A 16,144-nucleotide genomic window follows, 5' to 3' on the forward strand; every position below is an offset into this window, starting at 1 on the left:
CGTTATTTAGTTTGAATATTTGCTAATATTTGCAGCATATTTACGGTTGTGAATGGCTTGGTTAGAAACGCGCTTACTTTCTGCTTGTCGATCGTTTCTGCTAGGTTGAGATAAGAACCACTCATCACCACAATTTTAACTGCGGGATTAATTTGTTTTAAGGTGAGAATGATTGATGGGGTGTCCAAATTGGGCATCATCAGATCGACTAGAACGATCGCGATACTATGATGATTTTGCGCATAAATATCGATCGCTTCAATTCCATCACTTGCTAACATGACGCGGTAATTATACGTCTCCAATGATTCTTTAGTGATTTCCCGAATTGCCGCTTCATCATCGACAACTAATACCAATTGCCCTTTGCCATCATATAGATCTTCATCCACCATCGGGGTTTCAGCTTCGCGACTGTCAATGGCAGGTAGATAGATTTTGAAGCAAGTACCTTGCCCAACTTCGCTCTCAACATCGATCGATCCACCATGAGTTTTAACGATCCCCTGTACAGTCGATAATCCTAATCCCGTACCTGTTGCTTTGGTAGTAAAAAATGGATTAAAAATCTGTTCTAGCATTTCACTAGTCATCCCAATGCCAGTATCAGAGATCGTCATCAAAATATAAGATCCTACGGGTGGTTTGAGATGTAGCTTGGTATCTGCCGCATCAATCGTGATATTTTCGGCACTGGCTGAAATCTCACCACCATGAGGCATTGCATCTCGCGCATTTACAAATAAATTCATTAAGACTTGATGAATCTGTGTTGCATCAACACTTACCAACCAGAGATCTTCACTGTCGAGATTGAGGTTGATTGAGATCGATTTGGGGAACGTTTGCCGAGCGACACTAATAATTTCCGAGAGAATATGCCGTACCTGTAGCACAGTCCGTTCGCCATCCATTCCTCGTGCAAACGTGAGAATTTGTTTCACCAAACCACTCCCGCGTTTAGAACTTTCTACCAGCATATTCAATAGTCTTTGACTGCGTGCGTCCAAATTTGGCAACGTCAACGGTAAAAGTTGCGCAGCACCAACAATCGGTGTCAGCACATTATTCAAATCATGGGCAATTCCACTTGCCAGACTACCCAAACTTTCCAACCGTTGAGCGCGAAGAAATTGCTGCTCTAACTGTTTTTTTGCAGTGATATCTGTATCGACACTCAACATCGATGTCGGATTGCCCGCATCATCACGAATTAACGTCCACCGACTCTCGACAATTACTTCCCTGCCAGTTTTAGTCAATTTGTGCAATTCACCCTGCCAAGAGCCTTTTTGCCGCACTGTCTGAGCCGCAATTGCGACTTCCGGCGGGACATCTGTATAGAACAATTGGTCTGTATTCAATCCCATTGCTTCGGCAGATTTCCATCCATAAATCGACTCCGCGCCATTATTCCAAAATTGAATCTGACGATCCAAATCTTGCACGATAATCGCATCAGTAGTGACATTTAATAAAGCGGCTTGCTCCTGAATTTTTTGCGCGGCGGCTTTGCGATCGGTTATATCTATTACTGTGCCAATATATCCAGTCACAATTCCAACCTCATCATAAATCCCAATCGCTTTAACAAATACCCAATTCACACACCCTTGGGGAGTCCTAAATCGATGCTCTGTAATGAATTCACGATTAGCTTGCACCGCATCATCCCACTGAGCCGATACCCATGCTCGATCGTCAGGATGGAGCGAATTTATCCAATCTTGCCCCAACGCTGCGGCTAATGGCACTCCCATCAAGTCTAGACATTGCTGATTGAGAAATATCGTGTTTCCCACTACATCAGTTTGGAAAATTCCCACAGGTGCAGTCGTCACTAAGGCGCGATAACGGGATTCACTTACTTGTAGTTCTGTTTCCATGCGTTTGCGATCGCTAATATCCCGCCCTTCAGGAATTAACATCACAACTTTTCCAGTGTCATCAAAGATCGGACTAAGCGAAAAATCGACAATAATATAGGAGCCATCAGCGAGGAAATGTTTGGCTTCAAACCGCACCAATTCACCCGTGGCAGCTTGGATTACAGCCTGTTGAAGTTGCACTTGCAAATCGGGTGAATGAGTCCACCACGGAGTTGCCCAAAATGCTTGCCCGACAACATCATTTTGAGTTACACCGATCGCCTCTAATGCGGTACGATTAGCTTCGAGTAAAATACCTTGATTATCGAGCAATCCCACGAACTGAAAGGTACCATCAAAAATCGCTCGAAACTTCAATTCATTCTGTCGCACTGACTCTTCTGCTTGCTTGCGATCGGTAATATCAAAGTGAATTGATAGATATTGAAAAGGCTGACCACTCTCATCTAAACATGGGACAATCGTAGTTGCTACCCAATAATAACTACCATCTTTGGCGCGGTTCTTAATTTCTCCACTCCAGACTTTTCCACTAGTAATTACTGCCCACAAATCTCGGAAGAATTCAGGAGGATGATAGCCAGAATTAATTACTCTGTGGGTTTTACCAATTAGCTCCGCTGCGGAATATTGAGAAATTTCACAAAATTTTTCATTGACAGAAACAATCGTCCCCTCCCGATCGGTAGCAGCAACAATTGCCGATCGATCTAAAGCGTATTTCTGAAACTGGAGCGATGTCAATGTGGATTTTACAATAGCTTCAGCATTCTTCTGTTCGGTAATATCTCTGGTAAAACAACGAGCATGGATGAATTTACCATCTTTAAAAAAGGCGTGAACATCGAGCGACACATCACAGATCGAGCCATCCTTTCGATAAACTTGAGCCTCACAGTTTTTAATCGACTCATTGTGAGATACCCGCTGTAAAATATCGGTAATCTTTGCTCGATCGACATGAAAATTTATTAATGGCTGACCGATATATGCAGATCGGTCGTAGCCAAACATATTTAGTTCAGCTTGATTTACCCAGACAATATCGCCATAAACATCCACCCAATGCATTCCAATTAGGGCATTTTCAATAAAGTCAGAAATTCCCTGTTGACTAGCCTCTAAAGCAAGATCGCATGATTGCTGTTCGGCAATTTTGACATGAAGTTCTTCTGTCAATAATGCTGATTCAGCAGTTCGCTCGACTACCCGATCTGCCAAGGTTTGGGAAGCTCGACGTAACTCAGCTTCAACATTTTCTCTTCTAGTTATTTCTACCTGTAACTCTTGATTAATTTGTTCTAATTCTGTGGCTCGATCGATTAGTTGCGATTGCAAACTATCCACCATATATAGCATCTCTAACGGATCGAGTAATTGCAATAGATCCGACTGGGTAAGAATGCCTGCTAATTCACCGAGATCGTTCGTAATTACCAATCGCCGAATATTCTTAGTTTGCATAATCTGTTGCGCCGCCCACAACGAATCTGTCGGCTGCAAACAAAACAGCGGACTACTCATCACCGCTGCTGCTAACAACTGGTCTAAATCGAGTTCAAACGCCTGAAACTGAAGGATATCGCGTTCGGTGATAATCCCCACTGGTTTTGGCGGCTCCTGCCCATCTACAATGACGATCGAGCCGATATTTCGTTGGCGCAGCCTCCCCTGTGGGGCATCGTTCATCATCCGCACAATTTCCAAAACTGTCGTCGTCGGTAAAGCATGAATTACCTCACTCGTCATCCCCTCAGACACCGACTTAAATTTTAAGAGATTGATTGGCTGTAAAACTTGACGAATATGCTCTGGAGTAACAATGCCGATCAGCTGTTCTCGATCGTCTAGAATTGGTAAATGCCGGATATCATGCTGCTGAAACATCGCTAAAGCAGTCATCACAGTATGCTGTTCCAACAGCACCAAGGTAATTGGATCGGCTGTCATTACATCCCCAACAGTCACACTCTGGAGATCGGTTTGACTAGCAGTAAGTTTGACCAAATCGCGTTCTGTGAAGATGCCAACTAATCGACGATCTGCGATAACTAAGACAGAGCTATGGCGTGCAGCGGCTGATATTTCTAATGCTAACAATCGTGCTTCGCTGCTATTACGTTCGGAGTTGGGCAATAGACAGGTATGTCCCTTTGCTTGACTCATCAAGGAAATTACTTCTACTAATGGCAGATCTGGCGCGACGATTAACGGCTGTCGATCGACGATGGATCTCAAGCTTGGTAAACTCTGGCTCAGATTGGCTGTAGGCATATATGCTCAGAATAAACTTCCTTCACATCTATACTAAGTCTAGAGCAAGGTCCATGCAACACGATAGATCGTCACATGCTGGTAGAATCCCCTCCTCGGATCGGATTTTACTAAAATACTGCTAATCTTTCGATTCAAACCAGCCGATAAAACGCGCCAGGTTGGAGCGCGATTTGTCCGAAACCAGGTACCCAACCCAGCCATCCACCTGCTCCCGTTTCGCACATCAGCAAAGCTTCATCATCACTATAATCATTCGGTCGATTGCGCAGTTTGACCCAAATATCAGCTTGTGGTTGAAAACTATCGATCGAGGCTCTGTTTGTATCGGCAAAAAAGCTTCGACAGTGGGCGGTAGCTGTTTTCATAAAACTATCCCAAGACTTCTGTATCCTATTATACAGATTGACAATCGAAATCGACAATCGATCGCATCAGATCTTAATATTAGCCCAAGTTGCTAGTTATGAGTTATCTGTGGAGTTAGGGATTATTCTTGCAAAGTGGCTTTTCTACCCACAGATGCCGAAGTCCGCGAGCGAATGGCTGACTCTGTGAGGCTGGGGTAGTTTATCATGGCATTACCGATCGACTCTCCCGAGACATATATTGGTGCAAGATGTGAGACTTTTCAAACATCCTCTAAGGCTCGCTAAATTGAAGACATGAAACCTCTGACAAAATCCCTCGAAAACTATCTACACAAGCTACTTTTTCTGCACGAAAAATTGAATCGATCGCAGCAAAATGCGATGTTGGCTAAGTTAGATCTAGCTCTAGATGAATGGGATTTAGAAACTTTAGAGGCACCACCGCCCCCGCCATCTGGTTCGACTAAAACTCAACTTACTAATTCCCAACAGCAGGCTTTTATTAAACTACAAGCATTTGCTACCAGCAAAACTATTCGCTACTTTCGACTAGTTGGATATGCAGGTACGGGTAAAAGCTTTCTCATCGCCGAATTCATCAAGTGGTTGAAGCTGCAACAAATTGATTATGTGGTTGCCGCGCCGACGAATAAAGCGACTAAGAATATTAAATCGATCGCCGATCTTGCTGGCGTAACGATTAATGCTATGACAGTTGCCCAACTTTTAGGTCAACAACCGCGACTAAATGAAGAAACAGGCATAGAAGAATTTACGATTAAATCCAAGTCAAAGCTAGATTTTGATATCGTTATTATTGATGAATTTAGCATGGTTAGCTCGACTAATTTTACCGAAATGGAAAAAGCGATCGGAGCTAGAACTAAAGTATTATTTGTCGGTGACGCAGCTCAGTTGCCGCCAGTCGGTGAATCAGAACCAATCGTTTCGACAACATCACTGATTACTCATGAAGCTACCTTAATTGAAGTTGTTAGATACGATGGAGAAATTAGTAAAGTAGCCGAACAAATGCGGACAGATCGACGCTATCAAACAAACTTGTATCCATTTCAATCTACATTAGATGAATCGATTATCTGTTTGCCATATCAAGAGTGGTTAAATGAAGCTGCCAAACTGATTAAATCCTCACAGTGGCAAGCAGACCCCAACTATTGTCGGATTTTAGTATGGCGCAACAATACTGCTGAATCACTAAATGATTGGATCAGATTACAATTATGGGGGGCAAATGCTGAACCATTTAAAATCGGCGATCGATTAATTGCCAAAAAGCCTGTATTTAGAGAATCTAAAGCTCAAGCATCTAGTAGCAGTATGAAAAAGAAAAAAGAATGGAATATTCTCATTAATAATTCTGAAGAATGTGAGGTTGCAGGCGATGGTATCGTCAACCAAAATTCCCAATTTAGTTGGCATGAGATTCCTGTTATCACAGAAGTTGGCGGTCGTCATAAATTAAAAATATTAACCCCACCATCGGAAGTAAAACGCCAAGAACTAATCAAAGAATATCGGGCTAAAAAAGAATGGTACAAAGCTGCTGACTTAGACAAAGCTTTTGATTATTGTCCTTATGCTTATTGTCTGACCACCCATAAAGCGCAAGGTTCGAGTATCGATCATGTTTTTTTACATACCTGGGATATGCGGGGCTGTCCAGATTTACAAAAACTTCAATATACCGGATTAACCAGAACAAAAATCAAGGCTTATGTTCCAGTTTGAGAGAGCTTTGGTGTCATCACTATAGCGATCCTAAATGAGAAGCGTAATCCCTAGAGGGCGGGCATGAAGCGGCACAAATTACGGGACTATTCCCAATTCCCGAGACCCGAAACCCGAACCCCATCAGAATAGTCTCTTTATTTACGCCCAAAACTTTATGAATCCTCGTCAATTAGCATTATTTGCTCTCAAAGATCTGGAGACTGGTAGCTTTACAGATATCGTTATCGATCGATTATTAAGTAAATTTCAATTATCCAATGTCGATCGACATTTATTTACAGAATTAGTCAATGGGATCGTGCGCCGCCAACGCTCGCTTGATGCGATTATTGACAAATTAGCCAAGCAACCCGCCCATCGTCAACCGCCAGATCTGAGGCAATTATTACGATTGGGATTATATCAGCTCCGCTATCTCGATCGCATCCCCGCTTCGGCGGCGGTCAATACTACTGTCGATTTAGCCAAAGCAAATGGTTTGACTGGTTTAGCTGGAGTAGTCAATGGCATCTTACGTCAATATATTCGGCTCCAAGATCGCCAAGAAGAGGTGTTGGAGCTACCTGAAGACCCAATTGGTCGTTTAGGTGTGTTATATAGCTTTCCTGACTGGTTAATCGAGCAATGGGTAGTAGAATTAGGATCGATCGAGACCGAGCAATTGTGTCAATCTTTCAATCAAGTCCCGACGATCGATCTTCGTGTTAATATCCTCAAGATCGATCGAGATTTCAGCCCAGATGCGCCCCAAATCGAGCGAATCGAAGCACAACGCGCCAAATTAATCGATCTCTTTCAAACTGCTGGTAGTCAATCTATTCCCATTCCCCATCTACCCCAAGGATTGAGATTTGTCGGCAATGTCGGTGCAATTAGTCAATTACCTGGCTATGTAGAAGGGTTGTGGACGGTTCAAGATAGTAGTGCCCAACTCGTCACTCATTTACTAGATCCCCAGCCCCACGAAGTCGTCATCGATGCTTGTGCGGCTCCAGGTGGAAAGACTACCCATATCGCCGAATTGATGGGCAATACCGGACAAATTTTCGCGCTGGATAAAACAGCTTCGCGGTTAAAAAAATTGCAACAAAATCTTGACAGGTTGCAATTGGATACCGTTAAAATTCTGACTGGAGATAGTTGTGGATTTAGCGAATTAACCAATACTGCCGATCGAGTATTATTAGATGCACCCTGTTCGGGATTGGGTACGCTCCATCGTCGTGCTGATGCCAGATGGCAAAAAACACCCGCCCAGATTCACGATTTAGCCCAATTACAAGCTAAATTACTCGCCAATACCGCAACCTGGGTAAAAGCTGGCGGCGTGCTGCTATATGCTACTTGTACGGTATGCTCGATCGAGAATGAGGATATCATCCTACCGTTTTTAAAAACTCATCCCGACTGGCACATCGAGCTACCACCCGCTAATTCTCCTTTAGCTAGTTTAGCTGACAATGCAGGCTGGATTAAAGTTTGGCCGCATCGTCACCAGATGGATGGCTTTTTTATGGTGAAACTCCGTCGAAATTAAAGGTAGGACAATTTATAAATTGCTTCTGCCCTTAACTGTACTTCGCCTGGGCATTGCTTGCGCTTTTGTCACAACCACAATCTAGCGATAATGTCGCTAAAGCCTAAAGCCTAACCTCAAATTATGACCGTGCAAAGTACCTCTAAAATTAATACTAATTATTCTTAATAAGCTAGTTCCTGGCGATCGTCTAGCAATTAAATTAACTTGCCAATTGTAGGATGCAAAAAAAAGTCGGATGATGAGCCTAAACTCGTCGATCCGACCTGCCGATCCTTAATTTTTAGAGAGGAGAACACCAACCCAATGACTAGTTCCAATTCTCATCCAGCCCTGAAACTGAATGCAACTTTTACAGTCCAGCAATCTACGATCTTTTACTAGATCCTTAGTAGATGTCTGGCTGCTGGTTATCAATGAACTTGAGTGATATGAATTACTATATATGTATTGAGAACTAATGTCAATACATATTGAGAATTTATAGCAACAGTTTTTTTGGATAGTCCAAAATTAGGTGTCAAGGTACTTACCATCCCTTGCGGCGATCCTCCGCTGGACATCGTTTACGATCATATTCGCGGCGTTGCTAAATCAGAATGCAAAGCATCCGTGTCCGATCCTGTACTTCCGACAAAAATTAGCTTTCCTCTTTTCCCGAATCCCATAGATCTCAATTCAGCAACGCCATCTTAGCTCCTAAACAGCCGACTATAAAGGGTTTCATGCTGCATACTGGCGAGAGACAATCCCCAACTACAGGCATAGAGATCCTCATCAGCCAGAGTAGGGATAATCTGAGACAGGAGATCTAGTTCTTCCTGCAAATGCCATAATATTTGTTGTCCCGCTGTTTGTCCCAGCGGAATTAATTTGATCCCTGCACCGATCGAGTTTGTGACCCAACTGTGTAAATAGGCTAGAATAGCCGCATGTCGATCGATCTGCCAGTATTGTGCGGCAACTCCAAACGCGATCGCGTAATTACAAGGACGCTCTATCCTAATTATTAACTCTTGAATTTCTGGGGTTAATTCAACCAAAAGTTTAATTAAAGAACCGCCCATCTGCCAACTTTGTTGACGTAATTCCTCAGTTTCCCGTGCGGCTGAGAGCCATTGATTCCAGTACTGCAATCCGCTCCCATCCAACCGATTTCCCGACATATACGCGCGATCCATCACGGCTGTTTCAATCCGAATTGCCCCAGCCTGTAATTCCCTCCCAATCCACGTTTGAAGCGTTACTCGATCGAAGATTATCCCCTGAGCAATCAGACTCTCCAGTCCCTCAGAATAACTATATCCACCCACAGGTAACAGTGGACTCGATAACTGCAATAATCTTAATAATTGTTGATTATTTATTACTTCCAAGCTCACACTATTTTCAACTATCCACTATCCACCAATTTAATGATGGCTATAAGCACCACCTTGAGGACAAAATGGCGCAACTTCAGCAACCACCTGCAAACCTAATTGTGTCAACATTCCCGCCAACACTGAATCGGGAGTCAACCGAAGATAGGTAGGTGTTATTTCCAGACTGACATGACGATTGCCTAAATGATAAGCCGCCCGCAGTAAATTAAGTGAGTCGCTGCTAGTTACCGTCAAAACTGGCTCTGGTTTCGCAGCAACTTTAACGAGGAAATCGCCTCGATCGGCTGCGAGCAGATCTCCATCCTGAAGTGTTGTCCCGCGTGGTAATTGTAGGTAAACAGGGCTTCCATCCTCAGTGCTAAAATGATGGCGGCTGCGGGTACGCTCTTCCGCTGTCAGCGAGAGGATTTGTGGTGGGGATGAATGATGGTGATGGTGATGCAACCTTTGACTAAGCACGATTGCTGTTGCAGACGGCGAGCTGTTCGACACTGTAAACTTGACCTCACTAGACGATCGCTGATATTATACCTTCAATTAGATTGGATCGATCTGTATCGCGGGCTAATTCATGAAGCTCCGCACGCGAGTTTGCAGTTGTGAATTCGATCGTACAGCCTGGGTAATTTGATTAAACCGATCGATACTCAGTCCTCGACTAGACGCAATACTCTCGCATTGATTGCAGTATTTGATAAACAGCGATTTCGCTTCACCATTTAAACCCTCCATCGTCCCAGGTTGATTGCAGACTAGATTTGGTAATGCGCCACCACTATTGGCTTGGCTGACTTGCGCGAGTGCGGATTGCCGGAGTGGTTCGATTTGCATCAGCGCAGCAGCATAGTTACGCAGATCTGGATCGCTAAATTCATCCGCTCGGGCCGCACTACCGAACAAGGAACTCGGCTGCTGGGTAAGATCGGGGACTATTCCACCTAAAATACCTAAGCAGCTAGTCATGATGCCCAGCAATAGTGGGCAGGATAAACGGTAAAATCTACTTCGAGTGTCTGGAGTTGTCATATGACTAGGGATGAAACCAATCGAGCGAATTTTGGTTTGAGTTACATTCTAGTTGAAGTGTTTGACTGTCGATAAGTTCCTGATTATTAGGGGTTAAGCTTGATGTTTTAGGCTTTAGGTATTTAGATCGAGCGGTTGCTACAATAATAGCCCGCTAGTGCGGGCTATTATTTAAAAGCTGTAGATTTCGATCGACATACTATGCGGCATCTTCACTTTCAGCAAGCGCAGCCGCCGCAGCAGCAGCTTTAGCTGCTTTCTTGGGAGGATCTAGTTTGAGGCTCAGATAGCGAATGACATCTTCACTCAGTCGCATTGCTCTTTCTAAAGGCGCGATTTCTTTGCCAGAACCAGTATAATTGACCTGAACGTAGATTCCATCGCGGTGCTTGCCAATTAGGTACGCAAGACGGCGTTTGCCACGTTGTTGGATTTCAATATCGGTAGCACCATTGGTTTCGATGATACCCTTGTATCTCTCGACCGACTCATTAGCCTGATCGTCCGATAAGTCGGGACGCAGGATGTACATGATTTCGTATTTATCGCTCACAGATTCTCCTTATGGACATATTGGCTTAGGCGCGATTCACATTTGTGTCTGCCCAAGCAAGGATTTACTATCTTATCAGCAATTGAGGCCGTTTGGATCGACTAAATTTTAAATCCGATCTAGATAACTAGCTAAACCCTCTGGGTAAATGATTATCCTGGTTTTCGAGATAGGCGATAATCCACCAACCACAGGTAGTAAAACTCAACAAGAAACACGTGGAGAGAAGATAAGCACTACAGATAACACGGACGATGGCGGGTGCGGAAACAGGATCGAACATGGTTCATTCAGCTCAAGGCTGTTGAAATTGTTTTTGAATCACCTTATGTACGCAATTCTGCTATTTACTACGGTAGATCGGCGGTGTTTTCCAGCACTTTGATTGGAGATTTTTAGTGCTAGCATCACCAGAACTACGTCAGCGTAATATAGATATATTGCTAGTTGTTGGGATGATTACCCGATGAATGAGCTGCTCTAAGCTAGAGCCACTGGTCTAGATCGGTAGATCGAGCAAACGCGGTAAGCTGCGATGATCTCAATCTATAGTTATTGTACCTCTATTTATTAAGAAATGTTTAAGAATTTTTGAAAATTGGCTAGATTATAGTTTTATTTTGAGCTGCAATCCTTGAATCAAGCATCACTGCTGGTACCAACAACCTATATTATCTCGATCGAATTGAGAAAGAAAGCAATTAACTCGATCGCGATATACTTGTTTACAATTTGTAACTATCGCTGTGACGATCGTCACAAAAATATCTGCTGGGGGAATTGTGTCGATCTTGCCGATAGCGATCGATGATTCGATGCTCGATCGATTGTTAAGCCTTCGACAAATCCTAATACTTTGGTGAGTCGTCGATCGGCTTGTCTACTTTGAAACGCCTGGATTTCCGATCTCACAATTTGAGTTAGCAATTTCTCTAAACTTAAATTTCTGTCAGCTAAATCCATCTGCCAAGTTGTAAACAGATATCGAGATCCAGTAGAGTTACTTTACGCCGCCTAATACTGGGCCAATTTCGTTAGAATGTGTGAGATGTGTAAGCCTTGCGACTTTCTCTAATGAATACCCAACTGGATCGACAAATCAAAGAATTCTATGATGCTTCTAGTGGGCTGTGGGAAGGAATCTGGGGCGAACACATGCATCATGGCTATTATGGTGAAGATGGAAATCTCAAAAAACTAGATCGTCGTTTAGCGCAGATCGACTTAATCGAAGAACTACTCACTTGGGCTGATGACTTTACCACAAACCCACCCCAGAATATTCTCGATGTCGGTTGTGGGATTGGTGGAAGTAGCCTCTATTTTGCTGAGAAATTTGGTGCTCAGGTAACGGGGATTACGCTTTCTCCCGTACAGGCGAATCGAGCCAATGAACGCGCAAAAGCGGCTGGTTTGCAAGCAACGACTGATTTTCAGGTGGCGAACGCACTCACTATGCCTTTTGCCGACAATAGCTTCGATCTGGTATGGTCGTTGGAAAGTGGCGAACATATGCCAGATAAGGCGAAATTTTTGCAGGAGTGTTATCGCGTATTGAAACCAGGTGGAAAGCTAATCCTGGCGACTTGGTGTCACCGTCCGACAACGGCGAAAACACCTTTGACTCGTGAGGAGGAGAAGCATTTACAAGATATTTATCGGGTTTATTGTTTGCCCTATGTGATCTCGTTGCCAAGCTATACAGAGATTGTCGAACAGTGTGGCTTCAAGGATTTGCGCGTCGATGATTGGTCTACCGCAGTCGCCCCATTTTGGGATGAGACGATCGCTTCGGCAATTACGCCACAGGCAGTTATCGGGCTATTGAAGGCTGGTTGGAAGACGATCGAGGCGGCGATATCATTAAGGTTGATGAGTGAGGGTTATCGGTGCGGTTTGATTCGCTTTGGTCTGATTGCCGCAACGAAATAGACTCCAAATACAGCACTTCCGGCTGTCGTAGGATACATTTTTTTATTCTTAACTTGCTCACTGACTAACTTTCAGAGATTAGACTGTACCTCATAGCTGCTGGAAGTGCCGTATCCGCAACTTGAGAACAATAAGTGCTTAAATATCGTCTTTGAAGAAAGATAGAGCCACAATTTTCTCTATCTATTGACTCGAACAGAGATCCCAGATTTCAGCCGATTGATAGATAGTATTGCTTTTGCAGGGCTGTTAATATATGGACAGAATAATAGTCAACAATCCGCGAGCCGCAGTCAATACTGCGAAATGAGCATTAGAACTTGACTTTATGGAAATCGATTGCATTCATTTTTATGTTGTAGATGCCACCCGAACGCGAGATTTGTTAGTTCAACAAATGGGTCTACGATATTTGGGTGGTAAAATTAACGAACATACAATCGAGTATCTAGTTGGTAATTATCACCTATTATTTTCGATCGCATCACCACTCAATTCGGCTAGTCCTGTAGCTGATTATCTTCAGCTTCATCCCTCGGGAGTGAGGAATATTTCGTTTAGGGTTCCAGATCTTGATGAGATGAGACGAAAGATCGATCGATTGGGAATCGAAATTCTGGCAGTCTCTTCAGAAGCAGATGAATTTCCGTGGTTGACAGTTCGGGGGTGGGGTTCGATCGATCATACAATTATTCAAGCCTCATCAGAATTAACAGATTCAACCATCACTCTAGATGAATCGATTACAGGTATCGATCATCTCGTCTTAAATGTTGCCGTTGGCGAACTAGAACCAGCCGCACTCTGGTATCGGGATCTCTTCGACTTTCAAGTCCACCAGACATTTGATATTCATACTCAAAAATCGGGATTAACCAGTCAGGCACTAGTTAGTGCCTGTGGGAAGATTAGGTTTAATATCAATCAGCCTAGTTCGAGTAACTCTCAGATTCAACAGTTTTTAAATACAAATCGAGGTGCCGGAATTCAACACATTGCCTTGCAAACTCATGATATTTTCACAACTATCGATCGAATGCAACAGCAAAAATTAGCTTTTCTACCGATCGATCGAACCTATTATACTCAATTACAAATTAGGGCTAAAACTGCACAACAGCAATCCCTCACCGACGACGAGTGGCAAAAACTCCAACGTCTGCAAGTTCTCATGGACTGGACTGAATCCGCGCCTGAAGCATTACTACTGCAAATATTCACCCAACCCATATTTGAATCCCCAACATTCTTTTTTGAAGTCATCGAACGCCGCAACCTGGCAAAAGGATTTGGACAAGGTAATTTTCAATCACTATTTGAAGCGATCGAACAATATAATAGTATATAGCAGTAATCTAGGACTTACACGTTAAAAACCGATCCGATCGGTGGATGACTAATACCAAATCCGCTTTACACAGACCCCCGATCTAATTTCACCAAAGCTGTTAAATAGAGCGGCTGACGACTGACGGCTGAATGCTATTATAAGTAAGTTTTTCAAACAGGGTTTGGTATGATTACTCTCGTTGCCAAAATTAAAGAACTTATCCATTAGGGCAATATTCGCCTGATTATTCTCAAAAGTTATGCAATTTACCCGTAAATTTCTAATTATTATTGGATTGTTAATCTTTCTAGGATTCGCATTTAGTAATTTGGACATCGAGCGAGTATTTGCAAAAAAAATTACCCGAAGTAGTCCGATCTCTATGGACTATAGCTATGAAGGATGGTCTTTCAAATTTGATAATTATGCAGTCAAACATCAGGGCAAAGCTGTACTCGATCTTGAAATTAGCTATCGATATAAGAATGGAATTGGTAAATCAAAGCTAATGAATTATCCAGATTTTGTACCGATTTATAAATTTATCGACAACTTTTTTGTGAATTATCCCAATGAAACTGATTATTGGGAAATTTTAAATAAAAGGTTGGTCGAGTCTTTGCTCATAAAACCGATTCCTACACCATACGGAATCAAATACAACTTAGCAGATATCTTAGACTCTTTAACTATAAAGATAGATGTCAAAGCAGCTTCATCCGATATTAATATTCCTCGCTCTAGTATAGTTACAGGAAAACCTCATAGAGCAGGTAGAATCTGGACAGGTAATTAAGGCGACGATCGATAACCAGTAAATCCAATAAAATCGCTTTATTTAACCCAATCTCGATCCCATCCAGCACCACCAACTTCTAAACCAGCAACATTACTATTTGCTGCGATAATTTGCTTACCTTGACGAGTCCGTAGATCGATCGATAATAAACCCTTAAGCGTATCTCGACAACACATTACCAAACCCTCTTCTGTCGGCGTGCGCACCATCGTACCAGCTAAGTCAGTCGTACCGATTAGTTCCACTCGAAAATCTCCATTTGTAGCTTGAATACGCCATTCTCCCCAAGGTTGAATTTGCCAACTAATCTGGGAATTCCACGGTACAAATTCATAAAACCTGTCGCGATAATGAATCCCGATCATCGCCACTTCTTCCATCGTCCATAAAACCTTTCTTCGCCCACCGCCAGCAGTTACCGCTAACCCAACTGTCTCACTAAAACTATTGCAATTTACCCAAAACCATTTCTCTGGAAAAGATCGCCCCCAATTCTTTTCACTATAAGCTGGCGCACGACTAAATTCATAGCGTTCTCCCCGCCATTCAATCCACCCCGTAGCCAAGCCATGTGCCATCAGAATCTGCCATCCTGGTTCAAATATCGGTAAGTACGATAGCCAACCAGCAGTAGCTTGCTGAGGCTGCTGGGGCTGTCCCCAGCCATATACAGGAACGATCTGATAACACCATCGACAGTTATGTTCTGGTAAAGCTCCTTGATGTAAAGTAGCCGTGACTTGATAACCTTGAGTAATCTGATTCTCAAATGCTTCCATCGACAATAATTGCGGGCGGATATCTAGATTAGTTTCACCCCAATGTCCTAAACCTAACCGATCTTTGCTCGCCCAAAACTTATTAGGGTTAGGAAAAGAAGACAGTAAATATTGATAGTCAATTCCTAGAATTTGTGCTGCTACACCATTATTAGCACCCCCACCAGATGGATCTTCAATCGAGTACATAAAAGCGAAAGACTCTCGAAGTCTAGGTAAAGTAACCCGAAAATACCACCCTTCAAAAAAACTACGATCAAATCCATTCCAATGATATCCACTATGAGGTGTTTCCAAAGTTCAGTCTCCTATCTGAAAGTACCCAATCTTTAGCCCCTAAAGCCTAAAGTCTAAAACCTAAAACCTAATTCCCAAAACAAGCAATCGGAAACAGCAGATATTCAAAGAAAAATAATTTCCAGATAAATTGATAGAAACTAGCGATCGAGTCTTTTTGTTCTAAATCTATATCCTGACTGCGCCACCATAATAATCCAAGTAATCCAGCATGAGA

General features: G+C 43.0%; 14 protein-coding genes and 1 pseudogene. 5 read left to right on the top strand and 10 right to left on the bottom strand.

Annotated features, from left to right (window positions below; genetic code table 11):
- Positions 1–2: 2 nt before the first annotated feature.
- Together RMO55_RS21440 and RMO55_RS21445 are read right to left on the bottom strand one after the other, a co-directional pair.
- Positions 3–4,163, bottom strand: coding sequence for a PAS domain S-box protein (locus RMO55_RS21440; RefSeq protein WP_310430141.1), 4,161 nt, complete (start codon positions 4,161–4,163; stop codon positions 3–5).
- A gap of 134 nt (positions 4,164–4,297) precedes the next feature.
- The gene (locus RMO55_RS21445) at positions 4,298–4,531 is read right to left on the bottom strand and encodes a hypothetical protein (RefSeq protein ID WP_310430143.1); all 234 of its coding nucleotides are present in this window, start codon (positions 4,529–4,531) and stop codon (positions 4,298–4,300) included.
- A gap of 297 nt (positions 4,532–4,828) precedes the next feature.
- Here RMO55_RS21445 and RMO55_RS21450 point away from each other — a divergent pair, with 297 nt between their 5' ends.
- Positions 4,829–6,286, top strand: a complete 1,458-nt coding sequence (locus RMO55_RS21450; RefSeq protein WP_310430144.1) for a DEAD/DEAH box helicase — start codon at positions 4,829–4,831, stop codon at positions 6,284–6,286.
- 157 nt (positions 6,287–6,443) lie between these two features.
- The gene (locus RMO55_RS21455; RefSeq protein WP_310430146.1) at positions 6,444–7,826 is read left to right on the top strand and encodes a 16S rRNA (cytosine(967)-C(5))-methyltransferase; all 1,383 of its coding nucleotides are present in this window, start codon (positions 6,444–6,446) and stop codon (positions 7,824–7,826) included.
- A gap of 413 nt (positions 7,827–8,239) precedes the next feature.
- On the opposite strand, the gene RMO55_RS21460 is transcribed toward RMO55_RS21455, so the two are convergent.
- The 6 genes from RMO55_RS21460 to RMO55_RS21485 form a co-directional block, all read right to left on the bottom strand.
- On the bottom strand, positions 8,240–8,389 hold the full coding sequence (locus tag RMO55_RS21460; protein ID WP_310430148.1) for a hypothetical protein: 150 nt from the start codon (positions 8,387–8,389) through the stop codon (positions 8,240–8,242).
- A 129-nt stretch (positions 8,390–8,518) separates the two neighbouring features.
- The gene (locus RMO55_RS21465; RefSeq protein WP_396134446.1) at positions 8,519–9,208 is read right to left on the bottom strand and encodes an urease accessory protein UreF; all 690 of its coding nucleotides are present in this window, start codon (positions 9,206–9,208) and stop codon (positions 8,519–8,521) included.
- A gap of 30 nt (positions 9,209–9,238) precedes the next feature.
- Positions 9,239–9,670, bottom strand: coding sequence for an urease accessory protein UreE (gene ureE, locus RMO55_RS21470; RefSeq protein ID WP_310430150.1), 432 nt, complete (start codon positions 9,668–9,670; stop codon positions 9,239–9,241).
- Positions 9,671–9,775: 105 nt separating this feature from the next.
- Positions 9,776–10,174, bottom strand: coding sequence for a DUF4168 domain-containing protein (locus tag RMO55_RS21475; protein ID WP_310430152.1), 399 nt, complete (start codon positions 10,172–10,174; stop codon positions 9,776–9,778).
- A 262-nt stretch (positions 10,175–10,436) separates the two neighbouring features.
- A complete protein-coding gene (gene rpsF / locus RMO55_RS21480) occupies positions 10,437–10,790 on the bottom strand; it encodes a 30S ribosomal protein S6 (protein ID WP_310430154.1) in 354 nt (117 codons plus the stop codon).
- 756 nt (positions 10,791–11,546) lie between these two features.
- Positions 11,547–11,753: a hypothetical protein gene (locus RMO55_RS21485; protein ID WP_310430156.1), complete on the bottom strand. Its 207-nt coding sequence runs from the start codon at positions 11,751–11,753 to the stop codon at positions 11,547–11,549.
- A 111-nt stretch (positions 11,754–11,864) separates the two neighbouring features.
- On the opposite strand from RMO55_RS21485, the gene RMO55_RS21490 reads away from it, so the two are divergent.
- The 3 genes from RMO55_RS21490 (at position 11,865) to RMO55_RS21500 (ending at position 14,848) form a co-directional block, all read left to right on the top strand.
- A complete protein-coding gene (locus RMO55_RS21490) occupies positions 11,865–12,722 on the top strand; it encodes a methyltransferase domain-containing protein (RefSeq protein ID WP_310430158.1) in 858 nt (285 codons plus the stop codon).
- 328 nt (positions 12,723–13,050) lie between these two features.
- Positions 13,051–14,070 carry a 4-hydroxyphenylpyruvate dioxygenase gene (gene hppD / locus RMO55_RS21495; RefSeq protein WP_310430160.1) on the top strand — a complete coding sequence of 340 codons (1,020 nt, stop codon included), beginning with the start codon at positions 13,051–13,053 and terminating at the stop codon, positions 14,068–14,070.
- Positions 14,071–14,311: 241 nt separating this feature from the next.
- Positions 14,312–14,848, top strand: a complete 537-nt coding sequence (locus tag RMO55_RS21500; protein WP_310430162.1) for a hypothetical protein — start codon at positions 14,312–14,314, stop codon at positions 14,846–14,848.
- Positions 14,849–14,886: 38 nt separating this feature from the next.
- Here RMO55_RS21500 and RMO55_RS21505 read toward each other — a convergent pair whose 3' ends face one another.
- Both RMO55_RS21505 and RMO55_RS22395 read right to left on the bottom strand, forming a co-directional pair.
- A complete protein-coding gene (locus RMO55_RS21505; RefSeq protein ID WP_310430164.1) occupies positions 14,887–15,927 on the bottom strand; it encodes a tocopherol cyclase family protein in 1,041 nt (346 codons plus the stop codon).
- A gap of 67 nt (positions 15,928–15,994) precedes the next feature.
- A pseudogene (locus RMO55_RS22395) lies at positions 15,995–16,144 on the bottom strand (homogentisate phytyltransferase); the annotation flags it as partial.

It is taken from the genome of Chamaesiphon sp. VAR_48_metabat_135_sub (assembly GCF_031418915.1).
Taxonomy (GTDB): domain Bacteria; phylum Cyanobacteriota; class Cyanobacteriia; order Cyanobacteriales; family Chamaesiphonaceae; genus Chamaesiphon.